The organism is Rhodocytophaga aerolata (assembly GCF_030503435.1).
Lineage (GTDB): Bacteria > Bacteroidota > Bacteroidia > Cytophagales > 172606-1 > Rhodocytophaga > Rhodocytophaga aerolata.
In genome coordinates this window covers 148,334-167,457 of sequence record NZ_JAUKPO010000007.1, presented here as the reverse complement: position 1 = coordinate 167,457, position 19,124 = coordinate 148,334, and the positions used below count along the sequence as shown (strand labels likewise).

The window sequence follows — 19,124 nt, the reverse complement described above, 5'->3', positions numbered from 1 at the left end:
ATTATTGCTTAAAAGGTTCGTACACCATGTCTACCTGTATATCTATATTCTTGGCAATATTATCTCTTACCAGTTTGGGAATTTGTATATTATAATCGGCTACAGCCACTGTAAACTGTGACTTACCATAGATTTTATTCTCTTTTACTTCCAGGGTGCCGTTGCTTTTGACAGGCTTAGTTACGCCATGAATGGTAAGTTCCCCTTCCACTTCTACCGGATACGAACCATTTTTTTGTACATCTACCGTTTGAATATTTAGGATCTTGCCTTTAAAAGTAGACTTGGGATACTTATCTGACTCTATATAGTTTTCGTTAAAATGCTCCTGCATAAGTGCCTTCGGAAACTCAAAAGACTTCATCAATACTGAAAATACCATTTCCCCAGTAGAAAAATCAATAACACTAGCTACCTGCCGGTTATTGGCCTGTATATCTTCCAGGGGTGTTTTCGAATAAAAAGAAATATGCCCTGTACGGGTAAAATATTTACCTTGAGCTTCTGCAAAAGAGAAAGCACAAAAGCAGAGAAATAAAATCAATGGTTGTTTCATACGAAATGGCTTTAGAGGAAAGTAAATAGTGCTTTTACCAGGAATAGGTTAATTATTGGGTGTGCCCAGGTTGATCCACCTTCTGATTTTATTAATCTCGCAGGCAGGAAGTTTGCTTCCATTTTTGGGCATAGGTGAAAAACCGGAGGCATGAGAAACTGCCCCAAGCAGCCGGCCATTGTCTGCAACCACTTTTACCCGGCTATGACCTTCCAGATTAATGCCTCCCATAGAAGCTGCCTGGCTATGGCACCCATAGCAATCACTTTGCAGCAAAGGCAATATATCTGTTGCATACGATACGGTGGTAGTATCGCAGGTTCCTGGCAGGTTACCATACAACTCTTCTTCGTTATTGTATGTGCAAGCCCACAGGAAAAAAGCAGCTATGGCAGCATATAGGAACTTAGAAGTTAGTTTATAAAGTATTTTGTTAGTCAGCATGTTAGTCAGCATGTTAGTCAGCATGTTAGTCAGCATGTTAGTCATGGTATAGATTTATGAAAGGATAAAAATATAGTTTGGAGATATTCTGAACTCGCATGGTTGAAGGGTCTACTATTACCTCTCTACCAACACACATTTTACCAGGACCACATCCATCAGCATTCCATGGCAGATTCCTTTTACTGTAACTGGTGCACCTACTTTCACCGCTGAGAGATCTTTGCTTTGGCTATCTGCCATAGAGCAGCTAATTCCAAAAAGCTCAGGACTTTCCAGCATAAGTACTTTATCTCCATTTTCGTTAGTGAGTATTTCTTTTACTATGCCTTCTACTTGCAATACCTTATCCAGGTATAAGGAATCGGCTTTGCTTTCATCAGCCGTATACATGGCATATAATTCGGTAGCCTTTACTTTTAAATCAGGTGCTGCGTTACCTGCCTGCCTGTGCGGTTTGTTGTATAATGAAAATGCAACTGCTATTCCCACTAAAATAACAACGCCTACGATACTGAGTATAACTGGAGTTTTCATAAGCAAATACTAAAAAGATGAAGAAAACAAAGCAGAATCAGAAATTCTGCCTTGTTTAGCAGAGAATTCCATGCAAACATTACCTATGGAATCTTAGACTCACCAGCTATACTAATTAGCTGGTGCACCGGAGTCTACCCAGCAAGCAATCTGCTGAATCTGTTCTTCGGTCAGTGTGCGGCCTACAGGCATAGAGCGGTTTCCGGTACGGGTTTTTATCTGAGCAGCCTTATTTTGTACTACCGATAACTGACTGAAATCACCTGGAGCTTGCCCACCAGAAACATGGCAAGTGCCAATAGAGCAGTTGGTGGCAATAATATTTTTCACCGTGGCTTCGTAACCGACGCTTCCTGCAGTTACATCTATTGTAGCAGTAGCAGTACTTGTGCAGTTATTGGCATCTTTTATAGTAATGGTATAATTTCCTGCCCCCAGACTGGCAAAATTTGTTCCTGCCTGGAAAGTAGTACCATCAATGGAATATTGATAAGGAGATTTGCCGCCGGTACCAGTTACTTGTAAACTGCCATCGTCGTTGCCACACGAAGCGTTGCTAGCCGTTGCAGCAACCGTTGGCCCGTCAGTAGCACAATTTATAGGATCACTGTTTTCTTTTTCGCAGGAAATACTGAGAAAGCATACCAATGCTGCTCCTGCCAGAGTAGAGGTCAGGTTTTTCATAATTCTGTAAGGGAATAAGGTTAGTTTAAAAGGTTATTTGCCTAGTTGATAATTAGCAGAAATAAATATGCCTGCACTCCAGAGTTGAATTTTGCCAAAACCCACTCCGGCACCCGGTATCTTCACAAAAGGTTCTGCACCCGCCGTTAGCCGTCTGCCCAGTTTCCGTTCGTACCCTGCTGATATGTTATATACTTTAAAAAAATGCTTGTTCTCATTATTAACCTTCCAGTATTTTCTTAAATGTGTATCGTCAACATTATAAATATACTTGTAGTATTCAGAAAGCATCAGGTACGAAGATAACCCTGTGACAGCATATAGGGTAAATTTCTCCTTTGCCAGAAGGTTATACCGGATGTTTAATGGAATATCCAGTACGGTACAGGTAGCTTTTATAGCTACAGGTTTTATGTAATAGATCCACTGTCCGTAAGGTGGATTGTAATCTTCCGTACGGGCATCATAAATTTTAGCCGAGCGGATTAGCCCGGTAGATACGCTCATTCTTGGAGAAAAACGGTAGCTGAACAGAATGCCTATATTTGTACCTGGCCGTGTAATGTCGCCAAGCCTCACCGTACTTATATCTGGCGAAAGCACCAGGCTTATTTTAAAACGGTAATTTATTCGTTCTTTCGCCAGTTTTTTCACTATAGAGTCGTTGGGTTGTGTATCCGCTGAACTGGCCGGCAACATCTCAGTTAATGCCCGGGTGTATTTTCCCGGAAATTGACGGTTTATAGTCAGTTGTTTTACGGCTACCTGCGACATAGAAAACAAGGGCCATTCTGAGGGTAACCCTCCTACTCCATTGGTGTATTCGTCTGTAGGCTCTATTAAAGGCGTACCTGGCTGGTCCCATTCATTCGCATTAGCATCGGTAACGTCCTCTTTGCTTTCAACACTTGGTTTACTGGTAGAAGGTTTACCATGTATATACGTCATGGAGTTGCCAGGAATGATTTTTGGAGCACTGGTATCTGTATTTTCATTCGCCTGCCTTACCCGCCTGCTAGTCGATGGATTAATTTTGCGGTCTATACTTGGCTCCGTTCCAATAATCTCCTCATTACTAAGATCTGCCGGCTTGTTGTTCTGCTGTGCCGGTTGTTTGGCAGTCCCTACGGTTGCAGTTGGTTTGTACTCACCTGATACGCCCGTTTCTTTACCTTCCTTACCAATTAGCTTAGTTTCTTTATCTTTTTCTTTAGAATCCTGCCTGCTGACTGCTTGTTTAGGTAGTTCCTTTCCCTGGCTTTCTTCTTTCTCTTCTACAGCTTTGGTTTGTTTGCCCTTTGGTTCTTCCAGTTGTTTAAGGTCAGCCGTATTTTTGTTGTTCGTTTCATCAGGATTGTTAGCTGCCAACTGATTATCTGTAAATTCATCAACTGTGTTACTGTCTGTTCTTTTAGGGGTACCTTCTGTGGAAGTAGAGCTTTCGGGTAAAGCCTGTTCTGGCAAAGATGCAATTGCTGTAGCGTCATCCTGAGAATTTATCCAAAGAGCCGTAGGAATACTGATGCCAAGTAAAAGCAATAGTAGCACACTATACAGGTACTTGCGGAAAGTAGCCTTCTGACGGGCAGCTGCATCCATTTTTTTCTCCAGCTGTAGCCAATCCTCTTCCCGGAAGTCTATTTCAGGCTCCTCTAATGACTTTCTGAAAAAATCATCCAACTCGTTATCGGGAATATCTTGCGTACTCATCTTTATTTTTTTTTAACAGACTCCTCAGGTTTTCCCTTGCCTTAGACAAATTAGACTTGGAGGTACCAACAGAAATACTCAGCATTTCAGCTATTTCTTCATGTGTATATCCATCCATTACATATAGATTAAATGCGGTACGGTACGCTGGAGAAAGCTTCTGTACCAAACCTACAATATCCTCATATGCCATATCTGCCAGTACATTTCCGGAAGCAGATACATCTGGCGATGTTTCAATATCTTGTTGATAATAATGTTTCAGGTTATGACGGTAATTATCTAATGCGGTATTGATCATGATTTTACGAAGCCATCCTTTAAATGAACGGGACGTATCATACTTGGTCAGTTTAGTAAACACTTTCATAAATCCATCATTCATCACCTCAGCGGCCTCTTCACGGTTCATGGAATATCGCATACAAATGCTCATAGCATATCCATAAAAGCTTTTATACAAAGCTTTCTGGCTATTTTTATCTCCCTTTATACAAGCTTGTATAAGGGCTGCTAGGCGTTCATCTGGTTCAGGATTCACAAAAAAATGTTTGCGCCCACAGCACGGGCATTTTTAGGGATTGGTTGCTTGCCAGGAAAAAAATATTTATAGCTGGCATTAGGAAGCAAGTACCAGGTTAATTCACAAGCAGCCCCCGTGCTGTGTGAAGAAACACACATAACAGGGGCTGCAACTGCTATATTTACTAGTTATTTGTAGAAGACATAGGAATATAGATTACACTACAATGGTTTGCTGTGTACGACTGCTTTCCATAGCGGCTTCGATAATTTGAATACCCTGCATAGACTCTTGTGCTTGTACAGCCAGAGGTTTACCAGAAGCAATAGCCTGGTACACACTTTCATAATACTGCAGATAATTTCCGGGCAGGGTTTCAATCTGGCCGGTCAGATGCAAATTGTTGATTTGGGTATTGATCGTTCCCCAAAAAGACTTCGAATCTACACCCCAGTTTTTATCGGTCGGTTTGCCTCCTACTTTTAAGGCATCTTCCTGAGGATCTAATCCATATTTCATAAAAGTGCCCTGAGTACCATGCAACATATACCTGGGACCTGGCTCCCTTACCAGGTAACTCGACTTAAGTGTCACCCGCAAGTCATCATAATTCATCCGGATATCGTAGCTATCGTCAATTTTACCGCCCGGGCGTTGTATGCGGATGTCGGCTGTTACGGAACGGGGCATTCCGAAAAGTACTAGTGCCTGATCTATCATATGAGAACCCAAATTATATAAGATGCCAGAACCGGGGCCGGTTTCTTCTTTCCAGGTGTCGGCTTCTACATAATTCCGGAACCTGTCGTAGTGTGCTTCAAAATCTACTAACTGGCCCAAAAGTTTATTGGCTACTACCTGCTTTACTGTTAAAAAATCACCATCCCAACGTCTGTTCTGAAACACAGAGAGTACTTTTGCCTGTTTTGCTGCCAGAGCGATGAGTTCCTTTGCTTCCTGAGAATTTACTGTAAAAGGCTTTTCTACAATTACATGCTTACCTGCGGTAAGTGCTTTGCTTGCCTGTTCATAATGCAGACTATTAGGCGTATTCACTACGATTACCTCAATAGCCGGGTCAGCCAGTAGTTCGTCAAATGATCTGACTACTTCCACAAATGGATAGGCCGCACTGGATTTATTACTTCTCCGCTCTACTACTTTGGTGAGCTTAAAACCCGGATGTGATGTAAGCAAGGGTGCATGAAATACTTCACCCGACATTCCATACGCTGCCAAAGCAACATTTAGTGTTTTTTCCAAGAGATTGATTGTTTAAGAGTTATTTACCTGGCCAGGCCAGATACCTACTGTCAAATATCAACTATCAAACACCAAAAGTCAACTAAGAACTTCTAAAACTATGGGTTGCCGGTTACATAAAGTACTTTAATTCCTCATCTATAGCACCACGCACTTTTTTGAGTTCTGCCGTTAAAGAATCTACTTTCTTTTTTAACGGTTCAATATCTTTTTCCGAAGGCACATGGCTGTGCTGAATATACCGTTTGGCTGTTAAGTTATAATTGTTGCTGTTATCCGTTACTTCCTGAAAGCTGGCACGGTGGGCAAAGTTTTTCACTGACTTATAGGCTTCAAATACTTCCCGGATGTAGGTTGTATGCTCAGCACGTAACTTATTCCGCCGCCTGTCGGGTTCAAAACCAGTAGAAGCATCCACAAACAATATATCGGTATGCAACTTCTTTTTGTTTAGGATGAGAATAGACACATTGGTTTTGCTGCTGTAAAAAATATTGGGAGGCATATCTATCACAGCTTCTATGTAGTTTTTGTGTATCAGATACCGGCGTACGGTATGTGCATTGCCTAGTTTGAACAGGGCTCCATGTGGCACAATGAGTATAGCTTTTCCATCTGGTTGCAGCGATTGCAGGATATGCGTTACAAAATCTGCTTCTACCTGAGCAGGTGCACTAGCTTCCCTGTTGTTTTTATAGGCTACCGCAGGTTCTTCAACAATAAACAGATGCCTGGTTTCTTTATCCTTTTCAAAAATTAGTTCAGGCTGGCTAGGCAATAAAGTTTCTATCTGGTAAGGTGGATGCGAAATAACTCTATCAAAAGTCAGCAGTTTTTTCCCGGAAACAAACTTTGAGTTCTGTAAGCTATTAGCTGTTTCAATCTCAGCCCGGATCAACCCATTAAACAACATATTAAACCTGCAAAGCTGCACATACTGTGAATGGATTTCCTGGCCATATAATTTGTAGTCGGAAATCCCCCCCGCACGGCTGCATTGGATAAGTAGTGTACCTAGTCCGCAGGCAGGGTCATATACTGTGGTAGATTCATTTAACCCTGCAAGTTCTGCCATTAGCCTGGAGATGCTACGGGGTGTATACAGGAACCCGCTTTTATGAAAATGCTCTTCGGCAAATTTTTCGATAAGGTATTCAATGGCAGCGCCCACCACTAAGCCATGGGCTTCATCTACCTCATGGCTGCTTAAATCCATATCGGCTACTTCGCTAATAAGTGAACTAAGCTTAGCTTCCAGATTTTTCTCTTTCCCGTTTCCCAGCTCACGGAACGAAATATCTAGAAATACCCCTGCTAGGGTAGATTTATATTTCTTCGAAAGTTGAGCAATAACCTTATCCAAAGCTACTGCTACAGAAGACCGGGTATTTTGCCTGAAAATTTGCTGCAAACTGTCGGCTAGGGAAGTTTCCAGCTTAAACGGAAGTGCCTTATTGCGGGTGTCATAAATGTATTTAAGTGCCAGCAACGCCAGAAAGTGAAAAAACAAGGAGGGTTCTTTGTCTTTATCTTTAAATTTTCGGTAATGGTGGTTTAAGCTTAAGATTAAGTCATTATACATAGCTAGTTCTGATAAACATGTTGAAGGAGTAACTGTTGAATATATTTCTCTTTCTCATCTTCCAGTTGATACACCAGTGTTTTCTCCTGATCGCGCAGGCGTACCATACGTACTACTTTTTCCTGCATAGCCAGATCCGGTAGCGGTATAGATAAGTTTTTTAAAACACTCATGGGTAGTGTAAACATACTGGTGCCTGAGGCAAAAGATTTAAAATAATCTCTGGCCTCAGGCTGGTTTAAATACCACTGTAGGTATTCTGGCAGCACTTTTTGACCAGACTTGATTTTTAATGAGAAAAATGCAGAAGATATTACCAGTTTTTTATCAGACTCTTTTATTAAACAAGCAGACGTATACTTACCTTTAGCAAGCAAAATAAGTTGCCCTGCCTGAAGCAAGTGTTTAGGCTTCACCAGCTCTTCACTAATATGAACTAAATTTTCAGAAATATTGCCGTCAATATCCACATCTTTCATCTGTATAACTTCTACTTCTCCCTCCAAATTATCCAATAAACGGTTTCTGAAAGTAATCCCTGTTTTGATGTCGGCAATCTCGTGTAACTTTATAATCATGTAGGTGTAGACAAATAATGCACTAATTAACACATTGTTACTTAATTTTCTATAATTTGAATAAAAATATATAAATAAAAAGGTATTTGAATCAGCAGACTAAAAAAAATTATAGTTTATACATGTATCTTACTACATGCAGAATTATTTTGCCAAAATATTGATAGTCAATCAACTATAATAGACTTTATACAGCAGTTGTATATAATACAAGCGATAGCTTGTGCGAGTCTATAAAATTATCTATTCTTATGTGCCCTGGATAAATATATAAAAAAATTCCAATTCTTCATGTAAGAAGATAATTTTTTGAAATTAATTTATCAACTTGGATAGGCGGCTTTAGATGGATTTGGCTAAAGCCTCTGATTGATAGAGAGAATGCCTCAATACAGAGGAAATATATCTGTTTAAGAAAACTATCTGACACCTTTTATAAATTTAAGGTAAATGTTAAATTTTTTTTATAGCGCATTTAGAAAATTTTCAAAAATCGAATAATTGAGTACATTTGCATGCACCTGTAGCCGAAGTGGCGGAATTGGTAGACGCACACGTTTCAGGGGCGTGCGAGCGCAAGCTCGTGCGAGTTCGACTCTCGCCTTCGGCACTCTTTAACCCGTTCAATTAATTAGTTGAACGGGTTTTTTATTATCCCTCTGTATATTTTTTGTTGCCAATCTGCTTAACTCTTTGTGCAGGTTTTGCGTCTATCAGGAAAACACCTAAAATAGTTACCTTATGCAAGCATCTATGCAACGAGCAGAGTTCGATCAGCTCAAAGAAAAAATCAAAGACATTAAATTTGCTATGCTTTCTACCGTTGAGGAAGACGGAGATATTCATATGCGGCCTATGGCTACACACGATATGGATGAGAATGGCACATTATGGTTTTTTACCTATGACGATTCCAACAAAGTACGCGAAATCAGGCGTAATCCTAAGGTAGGACTGGGCTATGAAAACCACAGTGCGGAAACCTATGTAACAGCCGCAGGTACAGCCCAAGTTGTAAAAGACAAAGCTAAAATTGATGAGCTCTGGAACGACTTTTTGAAAGCCTGGTTTCCTGAAGGTAAAGAGGACCCACGTATTGCTTTGCTTAAAGTAGAATTACATCAGGCAGAATATTGGGATAGACCAGGCGGTAAAATGGTAACGCTGTTTGAAATGGTAAAAGCTAAATTTACCGGAGAGCCGGATAAAAGTGGGCGTAATGAAAAATTTGGCTTTGAAAAAAGCTAATATTAGTTAGAATTTTTGCGCTATATCTGCAAATAATAAATATATTTTTAAGAGGTAGTTGCTTGTGTTTGATAAAGTTGTATATTGTAAATTCCTTTATAGAAAGATTACTGCATTTTGCAACTAGCTAATTTCTTTATAAAAAGAAAAAGCCTCTATCAGAAACAGAGGCCTTTATAAATATACACTTTTGCATTATGAAATCATTTCATAAGTACTATCAACTGCAGCAAATATTAGTCCAGTTTTAAGATTTTATTAAAAAATAGTAACAAAAATAAAGCCCTTCTCACTAGGAGTTGGGCTTTTATTTTTAAAGTATTCTATCCACTCCCTTTTTTGAAAGACCAGTGCGGGCAACATACACTTTCAATTATTCTTTAAGGGCAGATTTGATTACAATATTTTTAAGTAGAGAGTAGGGAATAATCCGGGAACTTCACTAATCTGTTGATTTATCCTTAAATTTGCCGTATGCTGTCAATTAATAATTTATCTTTCTATTTCGGTAGCCGTCCTCTCTATCAAAATGTAAACCTACACATAAAACCGAAAGACCGTATTGGCTTAATAGGAGCCAATGGTACAGGCAAATCTACTCTATTGCGGTTGATAGTGGGCGAATATCAGCCCGACGAAGGTACCATTTCTAAAAGCGGCGAATGCACGATCGGGTTTCTTAACCAAGACTTGCTATCCTATCAAACAAATGATAGTATTTTAAGTGTAGCTATGCAGGCTTTTGAAAGAGAAAATATGTTGCAGAAAGAGATTGATAGAATTCTGCATGAGATGGAAAACAATTATTCGGATGAGTTAGTGAATAAATTAACCCGCTTGCAGGAGGAATTTGACATGCTGGGTGGATACACTATTCAATCTAAGTCAGAAGAAATATTAGAAGGGTTAGGCTTTACAACCCAAGATCTGGAACGGCCCTTGCGTGAGTTTTCCGGTGGATGGCGTATGCGGGTAATGTTGGCCAAACTCCTGTTGCAGAATCCTTCGCTATTGATGCTGGATGAACCTACCAACCACTTGGATTTACCCTCTATTCAATGGATAGAAAATTACCTGAACAATTATGAAGGAGCTGTAATTATTGTATCGCATGACAGGCAGTTTCTGGAGAATGCTGTAAATATGATTGTAGAAGTTTCCGGGCAGAAGCTAAACGTGTATGCAGGAAATTACTCTTTTTATATAGAAGAAAAAGCTATGCGGAACGAAATTCAGAAAGGGGCGTATGAAAACCAGCAGGCCAAAATTCGCCAGACTGAACGTTTTATCGAAAGATTCCGCTCCAAAGCTACCAAAGCCCGGCAGGTACAATCCCGTATCAAAGCCCTGGACAGAATGGATGTAATTGATGATGTGATTGATGAAACGGCCAAGGTTAATTTCCGCTTCAACTTTAAGCAGCAAACCGGGCGTTTTATTATGCACCTGGAACACGTGAGCAAAGCGTATGGTGAAAAAGTAATTCTAAAAGATTCGCATGCGGTAATTGAACGGGGCGACAAAATTGCCCTGATTGGAGCCAACGGCAAAGGTAAATCTACTCTGCTGCGGATAATTGCCGGTACCGAGCCCATCCGGGGAGAAAGGCGGCTGGGTTACAATGTAAACTTTTCTTTCTACGCACAGCATCAGCTGGAAGCACTCAATGTAGAGAATACGCTATTGGATGAATTAAAACAAGCTGGGAGTGAAAAAACAGAAATGGAGCTTCGCAGTGTACTGGGCTGCTTTTTGTTTACAAACGACGAAGTATTCAAAAAAATAAAAGTATTATCTGGTGGTGAAAAATCCAGAGTGGCTCTGGCACGTACCTTAATTTCGGAAGCCAACTTTTTGCTGCTTGATGAACCTACCAACCACCTCGATATACAGTCAGTCAACATTTTGATACAGGCTTTGCAGCAATACGAAGGAAGCTATGTAGTGGTGTCGCACGACCGGCATTTCGTTTCGCATGTAGCCAACAAGATATGGTACATAGAAGATTATCAAATAAAAGAATATCCCGGCACGTTTGAGGAATATGAAATATGGCAGGCAGAAAGGCTAAAAAATAGCAAATCAGAAACTGCCACCAAACAACCTGTAACTAAAGAAAAGCCGAAAGAAACAAAAACGGCTTACAGCGACGACCAGAAAAAAGAATTTCAGAAACAACTAAAAAAAGTCTCTGCCCAGGTACAGGAGATAGAAGACCGCATTAACAAACTTGAAGCACAGAAAGTGGCTTTGGAGAATGATTTGGCCCGTGCAGAAGTATATGCCGACGCCCAAAAGCTAGAACAAACCAATTTACAATACAAACAAATTACCGAAGTGTTAGATAACGCCCAGCAGCAGTGGGAAGATGCCTTACTGGAGCAAGAAGAATGGGAAAAAAAGTTATCATAACAACAAGACATTTGGCATTAGCAAATTTCACATGAAGAGTAGCCCGTTTCTTAGATTTTATACCCGTACATTTCAAGTAGTAGCTAGAATCCAGCCATGGGTTACGGAAAAAGCTTCTCTCCCCTTTATGCTTATTCTGGCTGTTTATTTATTTATTCCTTCGTGTGTGCCATTAGCCCAGCAGGGAACTACTTCTACGGCAAGTGGAGAGGCCTACTACCTCGACAAAACAATGCGTACCAGTGATTATGTGTATGAAGAGGGCATAAAAACGGTACTTCTATATCCGCAGGTTGCACAAGGTGCCGACCCGGCTGCTGCCATGTTACAGCCTCCGGTACTTCCTATCGTACAATCGGTACCTTTACTCCTGGAATTTGACGAAATGGGGAATACCTTTAAAAATTACCGGGCTAAACTGTTTCATTGCAATGCTGACTGGTCTGTTTCCTTGCTCACAGACATAGATTTTGTAGATCAGATCAATGATTTTTTATTTAATCAACCTCAACTTTCTTTTAATACGAAAGTTCCTTACGTTCATTATACTTTTGAAGTACCCAAAGTAAAACTGCCAGGGAATTATGTATTAATGGTCTACCGGGAAGGCAATGTTAAGGATATTATTTTAACCAAACGGTTCATCGTTTATGAAAACCGGGTGCAGGTGGCGGCAACTGTTGTCCCTTCTACTGGCGTGCAAGAAAGAAACAGAAACCAGCAAATTAACTTTCAGGTACTTTACCGCGATTATCCGCTAACAAATCCACGTGAAACAGTAAAAGTAAGCATCCGGCAGAACTACAAATGGAATAATGCCATTACCAGCCTATTGCCTTTATCTGTTCGGGAAGACCAGGCTACCTTAGAATACAATTATTTTAACCTGGAAAACAATTTTGCCGGCGGCAATGAATACCGTTTTTTTGATATGCGGAGCATTCGTTTCTTAGGAATGAATATGGCTAAAATTAATCCTGCCCCCGACAGTACTACTGTATTGATTGTACCAGATAAATCCCGTGCGAAAGAAGCCTACAGCCAGATGGTTGATATCAATGGCCAGTTTGCTGTAGATAATTATGAAACAGGTAGAGGCGCTACGGAAGCAGATTATGTAAATGTAGAATTTACCTTGCAAAGTCCGGAACGCGCGCCGGGCAATGTCCATTTGTGGGGCGCCTTTATGAACTGGAACCCAACTTCTATTAGTCAAATGCGCTATGATGCAGCCAGTCAGTCGTACAAAGGAAATTATCTGCTAAAACAGGGCTTATATAATTATGTGTATGCCCTGGAACCTGCACAAGGCGGCGCAATCAATGAAACCTACTTTGAAGGTTCCCATTTCGAGACAGAAAACTTTTATGAAATTATTATTTACTACCGCCCTTTAGCTTCCCGCGCTGATTTAGTTATAGGGTATACGCTGCTAAAACACAACAGCAGAAGATAGTCGTCCGAAAAGCAATAGGCTATTTACTTCATTAAATGTGTTGCCCTTCACTGTAAGACTACCGGTCTACAGTTAAAAAATGATAGGTTTCTGTTTTACGGGTAAGGTCGGCATTGGCAATATCCAACATGCCAAAACCCTTGTAAGTATAATTACCTAACCCATAGTTGAACAAAAACTCCTGTACCTGTGGAGCAGCATACAAACTAAAGGGAAATGTATAGCCCCGTACTTCGTATTTATCCGATTTAGTGTATACCGGATATATCCTGGCAAACTTTTTCTCGCCCTCCTTTATTTTATCCAGATAATTTTTATCTGGTACAATCTGGAACTTATAAAAAGAAGCGATCTGCTCAGAGGTATATGTACCGGTTTTTTCCATACGGTCTATCGTAGACTCATATAGCAGATCAGAAAATACATCTGAATCAGGAGCTACAAACTTTTTTATATACGAACTACCAGACAGTGAATCTACCAGCACAATGGGAGAAATGCATATACACTTCATAGAATCGCTGAACACAGGCAATATTTCCTGTTCTACGGCTTCTGGAACCAGCTGTAGATTACCTATAACTAACTCTTTCAGATCAAATAAACTTTGTAGAAAATGATCTATAAAGTTCTGATCCGGACTGGAGAGCACCAGCGTAACACGGCTGGAATAAAAATGAAGTCCATTCTTACTGATTTTGGTTTGTCCTTTTAAACCAGAGAAATTATAATCAGTAAATCCATCATATTTCTTAGTGTCATAAAGAATTTTCTCTTTTACTTCTGCCAGTAAAAACTGATGATGGAATGGAACATAGCCTCCTTTGTTTTTTAGTATAAAAATGATTCTTACCCTCACAACGGTTGGAATAGTGTTAAAAGTGATAATTAAACCAATAAAAAGATAAACTAAAAATATCTTCCAACTATCTTGGTTAGAGACAACAATTTAACTAAGGTGATAATTAAATTGTTTAAAAAAATTTGTGAGGTTTATCTATTTATACATTGAACCGGAAATGCATAATATCTCCGTCTTCCACTACATACTCTTTACCTTCTATAGCTATTTTGCCGGCCTCCCGGCAAGCGGCTTCATTTTTATACTGTTTATAGTCTGGCAGCTTTATTACTTCTGCTTTAATAAATCCACGTTCAAAATCAGTATGAATTACGCCAGCCGCCTGTGGGGCTTTAAATCCTTTTTTTATGGTCCAGGCTCGAACTTCTTTTTCGCCGGCTGTAAAATAAGTAATCAGGTTAAGTAGAGAATAAGAGGCTTTTATCAGTTTACTAAGGCCCGACTCCTGCAAGCCATATTCTTCCAGAAACATTTGCCGCTCCTCTGGGTCAGCAATCTCTGCAATCTGCGACTCCAGGGCAGCACATACCATAATTACTTGTGCATCTTCTGATGCTACTGCTTTTTTTAAGGCGTCTACATACTGGTTGCCTGTATGAATAGCTGCTTCATCTACATTGGCTACATAAATAACAGGCTTTACAGTAAGTAAATGAAGGTCGGCAATGGCTTCTTTGTCTTCTTTGGATACTTCCACGCTCCGGGCGTTTTGACCGCCTTCCAGCGCTTCCTTATAAAGTAGCAGGGTAGCTAATTCTTTTTTTGCTTTGGCATCCCCAGACTTAGCCGTACGTTCTACCTTGGCTACTTTTTTCTCTACAGACTCCAGGTCTTTGAGTTGCAATTCGGTATCAATTACTTCCTTATCAAACAAAGGATCTACACTCCCGGCTACGTGTACAATATTATCGTCGGCAAAACAGCGGATTACATGGATAATCGCATCTACTTCGCGGATGTTGGCTAAAAATTTATTTCCCAGCCCCTCGCCTTTACTCGCCCCTTTTACCAGGCCGGCAATATCTACAAACTCAATGACGGCAGGCAGTACGCGTTGCGGATTCACTAACGATTCCAGTATTTGCAGCCGTTCGTCTGGTACAGTAATTACGCCTACGTTTGGCTCTATTGTGCAAAAAGGATAGTTAGCAGCTTCTGCTTTGGCATTAGATAAGGCATTAAATAAAGTGGACTTACCTACGTTTGGCAAGCCTACAATTCCACATTGAAGTCCCATAATAATAGTTTAGTGTTTAGGATTCAGGCTTTAGAGACTCATGAGGTCTTAAAGCTTTACATCCTGCATTATGTTTTTGTTATTCTTTGAATACCCGGTATTGTTTATATCCTTTCCGGAATTCCATTACCGACACCCGTACAATGGTGTACACTGGTATGGCAGCAATCATCCCAACCGGGCCCCCAATTGTTGCGCCTGCAAATATAGCAACAAAAATCTCCAGAGGATGTGCTTTTACACTTTTTGAAAAAATAAGCGGCTGAGAAATAAGATTATCTATCAAATGGACAACCGTAAACACGGCTAAAATTTTAATTAGGGCAAACAACGACGCATCTGGTATATCTGGCAGTTGTGTAGTAGATAGGCCAATAACAATGGCAAACACGCTTCCGATAACCGGGCCAATATAAGGCACCACATTTACCAATGCGGCAAACAACGCAATGGTTAGGGCATAGTTAATGCCTACCATCGTAAGCCCTAACGCAGTAAGGCTGAAAATAGAAAATATCTGTAGGGAAAGTCCCAGTAAATAATTAGACAATAATTTTTCTACTTTGTGTAGGGCCGTAATGGTTAACTCAAAATACTTATTTGGAATTAACTGAATAATGTTACGGCGCAACAAGCCTCGTTCGTACAATAAAAAAAACGTAATAAAGATTACTGCCAGCACAGCTACAAAAAAAGCAGTAGAAAACTGAATAGTGAAGTTAATAATATAACTTACCTCCAGCCGCTCCAGAAACGCAAACAAGTTCTCTTGCAAAGCCTCTGACAAAAACCCTGGTTCCTTTTCCAGATGAAGTACGCGTATCAAAAAAGCTTCTAAACTACCTAATGTATTAGAAAGATACCCCATCAGTTTCTCCAGATCCAGAGAACTGAGAATGCGAATTTGCTCAGATATCAGCGGAATAAACAGCAGAACAAATAGCGTAAGTATAGAGATCAGGATAATAAAGGATACAATTACCGCTAGTACCCTGGGTAATTTCATTTGCATGAAATAAATCTCACTCAGGTAATCGGTTACCGGACGTAGCAACGATGAAAAAATCAGGGAAATAACAAAGTAAAGGAGAATGGTAGAAAACAACCAGCTTAACCCAACCACAATTAGGGTGATGAGTGCGATATAGGCTATACTGATGTATTGCTTTTTTATATGCATAAAGAAATATAAACCCGGATAACCTGCGGCTTCAGACAAGCCGCGCAAATGCAATAAATTTACTAAAAGGGAGCATTGTCTCTATTTTGTCTGTACCGCTTGCCAGGCTTTTGTTGCCTTAAGGGAAGTTATTAAAAAAGCTCTTGAGGGCATCAAGAGCTTTTTTTCAATAAAATAATTTCTGAGGGGCTAGTCCCAACGTAAATCTTTGTCTGAAGCAGTATTATCTTCACTTTGCTCACCTTTTTCTTCAAATTGCGAGAAATCGAATTCAGGCATCAGATCCGTTTTTACGTGTTCCACGGTTTCTTTCAAAGCTTCGATAAACTTATCGAAATCTTCTTTGTAAAGAAAAATCTTGTGTTTTTCATACACATAGCTTTCATCCTTGAAACGTCTTTTACTTTCCGTAATGGTTAAGTAATAATCGTTCGAACGTGTAGACTTCACATCAAAAAAATACGTTCTTTTCCCGGCTCTTACTCGTTTTGAGTAAATTTCTACTTTTTCGTTTTCTTTGTTCTCTTCCACAATCCTTAAAATTTTAAGATTTATCGAAAGTAAAATTATAATATTATTTGCACTTATAAAAGATTTTTAAAAATAAATTAGTCCACCAGCTTTTGCATCATTCCTGCGCAAATGAAGCTTATTACACTTTCTGCCATCTAAATTCCCGAATTAAACCCCCTCCATAGGCTTTCACCCCTAGGTTAAAGTTTGCTTGCTAACGCCTTAATGGCCTATTGTTTTTTGGTAGGAACTCCGTTGATATTACCTCATGGGCTATCAGCCGGATTTGGAAAGTTTTAGTGGAATATATATACTAGCGCATCACTTTATTGCCATTATGTAAAATTAGTTCACTTTTAAAACGTTTACACCTATGCAAAAAGCATGTATTTGCTTTATACTATGGTTTTTCTGCGGATGGCAGGTACTCTCTGCGCAAACGCAGCTTCAGCTAGCAGAACAAGGAAAAGCATCTTATTACGCCAATAAATTTGAAGGAAGACTAACAGCAAACGGAGAAACGTTTACCAACTCCGACTTAACAGCTGCCCACCCAAGCCTGGCATTTAACACACTGGTTAAGGTAACTAACACTACCAATGGTAAATCTGTAGTGGTACGCATCAATGACCGGGGGCCTCATACCAAAGCTCGTATTCTGGATATGTCTGCTGCTGCCGCCAGGGAACTGGATATGATCCGGGCCGGAATTGCTACTGTACAGGTAGAAGTACTAGAAGATGCACAGCACAGAAGCAGAGAACCCTATAGCATTGCCTCTATTGCGCCGCGTACGCTTTCAAATACGGCTCCCACGCCCGATAAAAAAATTAATATTCCTTTTTCCTACGGACATACTTATAGCCTTTGGGGTACTGAACGGTTTCCGAAAGGTTTTGGTGTACAGGTGGCCTCCTTTGCCGATCTGCAAAACGCAAAAGATGTTTGTAAGGAATTACTGGCTGCCAGTGTGCAAGAAGTATACATTCAGGTAGATCTCACCAAAGGAGAAAAAATACACCGGGTAGTGGCCGGAGCCTTCCCAAAAGAGACAGAAGCCCAGCTATATGCACACCGCTTAGATGAGTTAGGATTTGATGGATTCGTAAAAAAACACTATTAATTAGCCTGAAAAGCGCTGGTATTTTAATTTAGTTAGCAGCAACACTCCATTCATTACGCTTTATTTCGTATATTCAACATAATATAAGAACTCTATCCGTTTTAAGGGTAGAGTTCTTATTTTCCGGATAGATACGTTAACAGAATAGGTTGTTATTATTCAACAAACCACTATGGATTTAAAACAAATCAGAGAATTTGGCAATATTGAGTTTCTGGCCAAGCAAATGGTAGAAGGCTTTATCACGGGCCTGCATAAATCTCCCTTTCATGGCTTTTCCGTTGAGTTTGCTGAACACCGGCTATACAATACCGGTGAAAGTACCAGGCATATCGACTGGAAAGTGTATGCCAAAACTGACAGGCTGTACACCAAACGTTATGAAGAGGAAACCAACCTGCGCTGCCAGATTTTGCTAGATGTTTCGGCTTCTATGTATTATCCGCAGGACAATCTGGGTAAAATTACGTTCAGCACAATGGCTGCCGCCTGCCTGGCCTATTTGCTTCAAAAACAGAAAGATGCCATTAGCTTATGTACCTTCGCAGAAAACATAGATGTACATACGCCTACCCGGTCTACACCTACTCATGTGCATAAGCTTTTTCTACAGCTACAGAATTTATTAAAGCAGGATAAGCCATCTGGTAAAACAGCCGTTGCTGACGTTATTCATCAAATAGCTGATAAAATAAACAAACGCTCGCTGGTAGTCATTTTCAGCGATATGTTTGAGAATATTGCACAAGCCGACCAGTTATTTTCTGCCCTGCAACACCTGAAGCACAACCAGCATGAGGTATTGCTGTTTCATGTGATTGATAAAAAAACAGAAACAAACTTCGATTTTGAAGACCGCCCGTATGAATTTATTGACATGGAAAGTGGAGAAAGAGTAAAAGTACAGGCTGCTCAGATAAAAGATCATTACCGGCACTATGTGGAGCAGTACAACAAAGAGCTTAAACTTAAATGCGGGCAGTACAAAATAGACTTTATTGAAGCAGATATTCAGCAGGGCTTTAATCAGATTTTGTATGCTTACCTGATTAAACGTTCTAAAATGAAGTAGCTACCCTAAGTATATATTTCTGTGTAATTCGCTGCCAGTAAGAATTTCGTCTTAGTTTTAGAATTTTCTTAGTCTGGTATTCCGGCTGGCAAACTCCATGCACTTATTTTTTACGCATCCTCATCTTTTCTGAGCATTTACCTA

Annotated in this window: 18 protein-coding genes and 1 tRNA gene; 6 read left to right on the top strand and 13 right to left on the bottom strand. The window is 40.1% G+C overall.

The window, feature by feature from the left end:
- Position 1: 1 nt before the first annotated feature.
- The 9 genes from Q0590_RS14435 to Q0590_RS14395 form a co-directional block, all read right to left on the bottom strand.
- Positions 2–556, bottom strand: coding sequence for a YceI family protein (locus tag Q0590_RS14435; RefSeq protein WP_302038265.1), 555 nt, complete (start codon positions 554–556; stop codon positions 2–4).
- A 48-nt stretch (positions 557–604) separates the two neighbouring features.
- Entirely contained in the window at positions 605–1,036 is a 432-nt protein-coding gene (locus Q0590_RS14430) for a hypothetical protein (RefSeq protein ID WP_302038264.1), read from the bottom strand.
- Between the two features lie 81 nt (positions 1,037–1,117).
- Positions 1,118–1,537: an OB-fold protein gene (locus Q0590_RS14425; protein ID WP_302038263.1), complete on the bottom strand. Its 420-nt coding sequence runs from the start codon at positions 1,535–1,537 to the stop codon at positions 1,118–1,120.
- A gap of 111 nt (positions 1,538–1,648) precedes the next feature.
- Positions 1,649–2,221 (bottom strand): SprB repeat-containing protein, encoded by a 573-nt coding sequence (locus tag Q0590_RS14420; protein WP_302038262.1) that lies wholly within the window; start codon positions 2,219–2,221, stop codon positions 1,649–1,651.
- A gap of 33 nt (positions 2,222–2,254) precedes the next feature.
- Positions 2,255–3,931: a porin family protein gene (locus Q0590_RS14415; protein WP_302038261.1), complete on the bottom strand. Its 1,677-nt coding sequence runs from the start codon at positions 3,929–3,931 to the stop codon at positions 2,255–2,257.
- Positions 3,906–4,436, bottom strand: a complete 531-nt coding sequence (locus Q0590_RS14410) for an RNA polymerase sigma factor (protein WP_378411429.1) — start codon at positions 4,434–4,436, stop codon at positions 3,906–3,908. The genes Q0590_RS14415 and Q0590_RS14410 overlap by 26 nt, the downstream gene beginning before the upstream one ends.
- A gap of 234 nt (positions 4,437–4,670) precedes the next feature.
- Positions 4,671–5,717: an oxidoreductase gene (locus tag Q0590_RS14405; protein WP_302038259.1), complete on the bottom strand. Its 1,047-nt coding sequence runs from the start codon at positions 5,715–5,717 to the stop codon at positions 4,671–4,673.
- 112 nt (positions 5,718–5,829) lie between these two features.
- Positions 5,830–7,299 (bottom strand): N-6 DNA methylase, encoded by a 1,470-nt coding sequence (locus Q0590_RS14400; RefSeq protein ID WP_302038258.1) that lies wholly within the window; start codon positions 7,297–7,299, stop codon positions 5,830–5,832.
- 2 nt (positions 7,300–7,301) lie between these two features.
- Positions 7,302–7,877, bottom strand: a complete 576-nt coding sequence (locus Q0590_RS14395) for a restriction endonuclease subunit S (RefSeq protein ID WP_302038257.1) — start codon at positions 7,875–7,877, stop codon at positions 7,302–7,304.
- A gap of 526 nt (positions 7,878–8,403) precedes the next feature.
- On the opposite strand from Q0590_RS14395, the gene Q0590_RS14390 reads away from it, so the two are divergent.
- The 4 genes from Q0590_RS14390 (at position 8,404) to Q0590_RS14375 (ending at position 12,993) form a co-directional block, all read left to right on the top strand.
- Positions 8,404–8,487: transfer RNA gene (locus Q0590_RS14390), tRNA-Leu, on the top strand.
- A 131-nt stretch (positions 8,488–8,618) separates the two neighbouring features.
- Positions 8,619–9,125, top strand: a complete 507-nt coding sequence (locus Q0590_RS14385; RefSeq protein WP_302038256.1) for a pyridoxamine 5'-phosphate oxidase family protein — start codon at positions 8,619–8,621, stop codon at positions 9,123–9,125.
- Between the two features lie 474 nt (positions 9,126–9,599).
- The gene (locus Q0590_RS14380) at positions 9,600–11,537 is read left to right on the top strand and encodes an ABC-F family ATP-binding cassette domain-containing protein (protein ID WP_302038255.1); all 1,938 of its coding nucleotides are present in this window, start codon (positions 9,600–9,602) and stop codon (positions 11,535–11,537) included.
- 31 nt (positions 11,538–11,568) lie between these two features.
- Positions 11,569–12,993 carry a type IX secretion system plug protein gene (locus Q0590_RS14375; RefSeq protein ID WP_302038254.1) on the top strand — a complete coding sequence of 475 codons (1,425 nt, stop codon included), beginning with the start codon at positions 11,569–11,571 and terminating at the stop codon, positions 12,991–12,993.
- A gap of 58 nt (positions 12,994–13,051) precedes the next feature.
- Here Q0590_RS14375 and cas6 read toward each other — a convergent pair whose 3' ends face one another.
- The 4 genes from cas6 to Q0590_RS14355 form a co-directional block, all read right to left on the bottom strand.
- Entirely contained in the window at positions 13,052–13,852 is an 801-nt protein-coding gene (gene cas6 / locus Q0590_RS14370) for a CRISPR-associated endoribonuclease Cas6 (protein ID WP_302038253.1), read from the bottom strand.
- Between the two features lie 142 nt (positions 13,853–13,994).
- On the bottom strand, positions 13,995–15,092 hold the full coding sequence (gene ychF / locus Q0590_RS14365) for a redox-regulated ATPase YchF (RefSeq protein ID WP_302038252.1): 1,098 nt from the start codon (positions 15,090–15,092) through the stop codon (positions 13,995–13,997).
- A 79-nt stretch (positions 15,093–15,171) separates the two neighbouring features.
- Entirely contained in the window at positions 15,172–16,320 is a 1,149-nt protein-coding gene (locus tag Q0590_RS14360) for an AI-2E family transporter (RefSeq protein ID WP_302038251.1), read from the bottom strand.
- A 141-nt stretch (positions 16,321–16,461) separates the two neighbouring features.
- Complete coding sequence (locus tag Q0590_RS14355; protein WP_302038250.1) at positions 16,462–16,803, bottom strand: DUF3276 family protein; 342 nt, start codon at positions 16,801–16,803, stop codon at positions 16,462–16,464.
- Between the two features lie 355 nt (positions 16,804–17,158).
- Between Q0590_RS14355 and Q0590_RS14350 the strand changes: the two genes are divergently transcribed.
- Positions 17,159–17,908, top strand: a complete 750-nt coding sequence (locus Q0590_RS14350) for a septal ring lytic transglycosylase RlpA family protein (RefSeq protein ID WP_302038249.1) — start codon at positions 17,159–17,161, stop codon at positions 17,906–17,908.
- Between the two features lie 172 nt (positions 17,909–18,080).
- Positions 18,081–18,980, top strand: coding sequence for a DUF58 domain-containing protein (locus tag Q0590_RS14345; protein WP_302038248.1), 900 nt, complete (start codon positions 18,081–18,083; stop codon positions 18,978–18,980).
- Positions 18,981–19,124 lie beyond the last annotated feature (144 nt).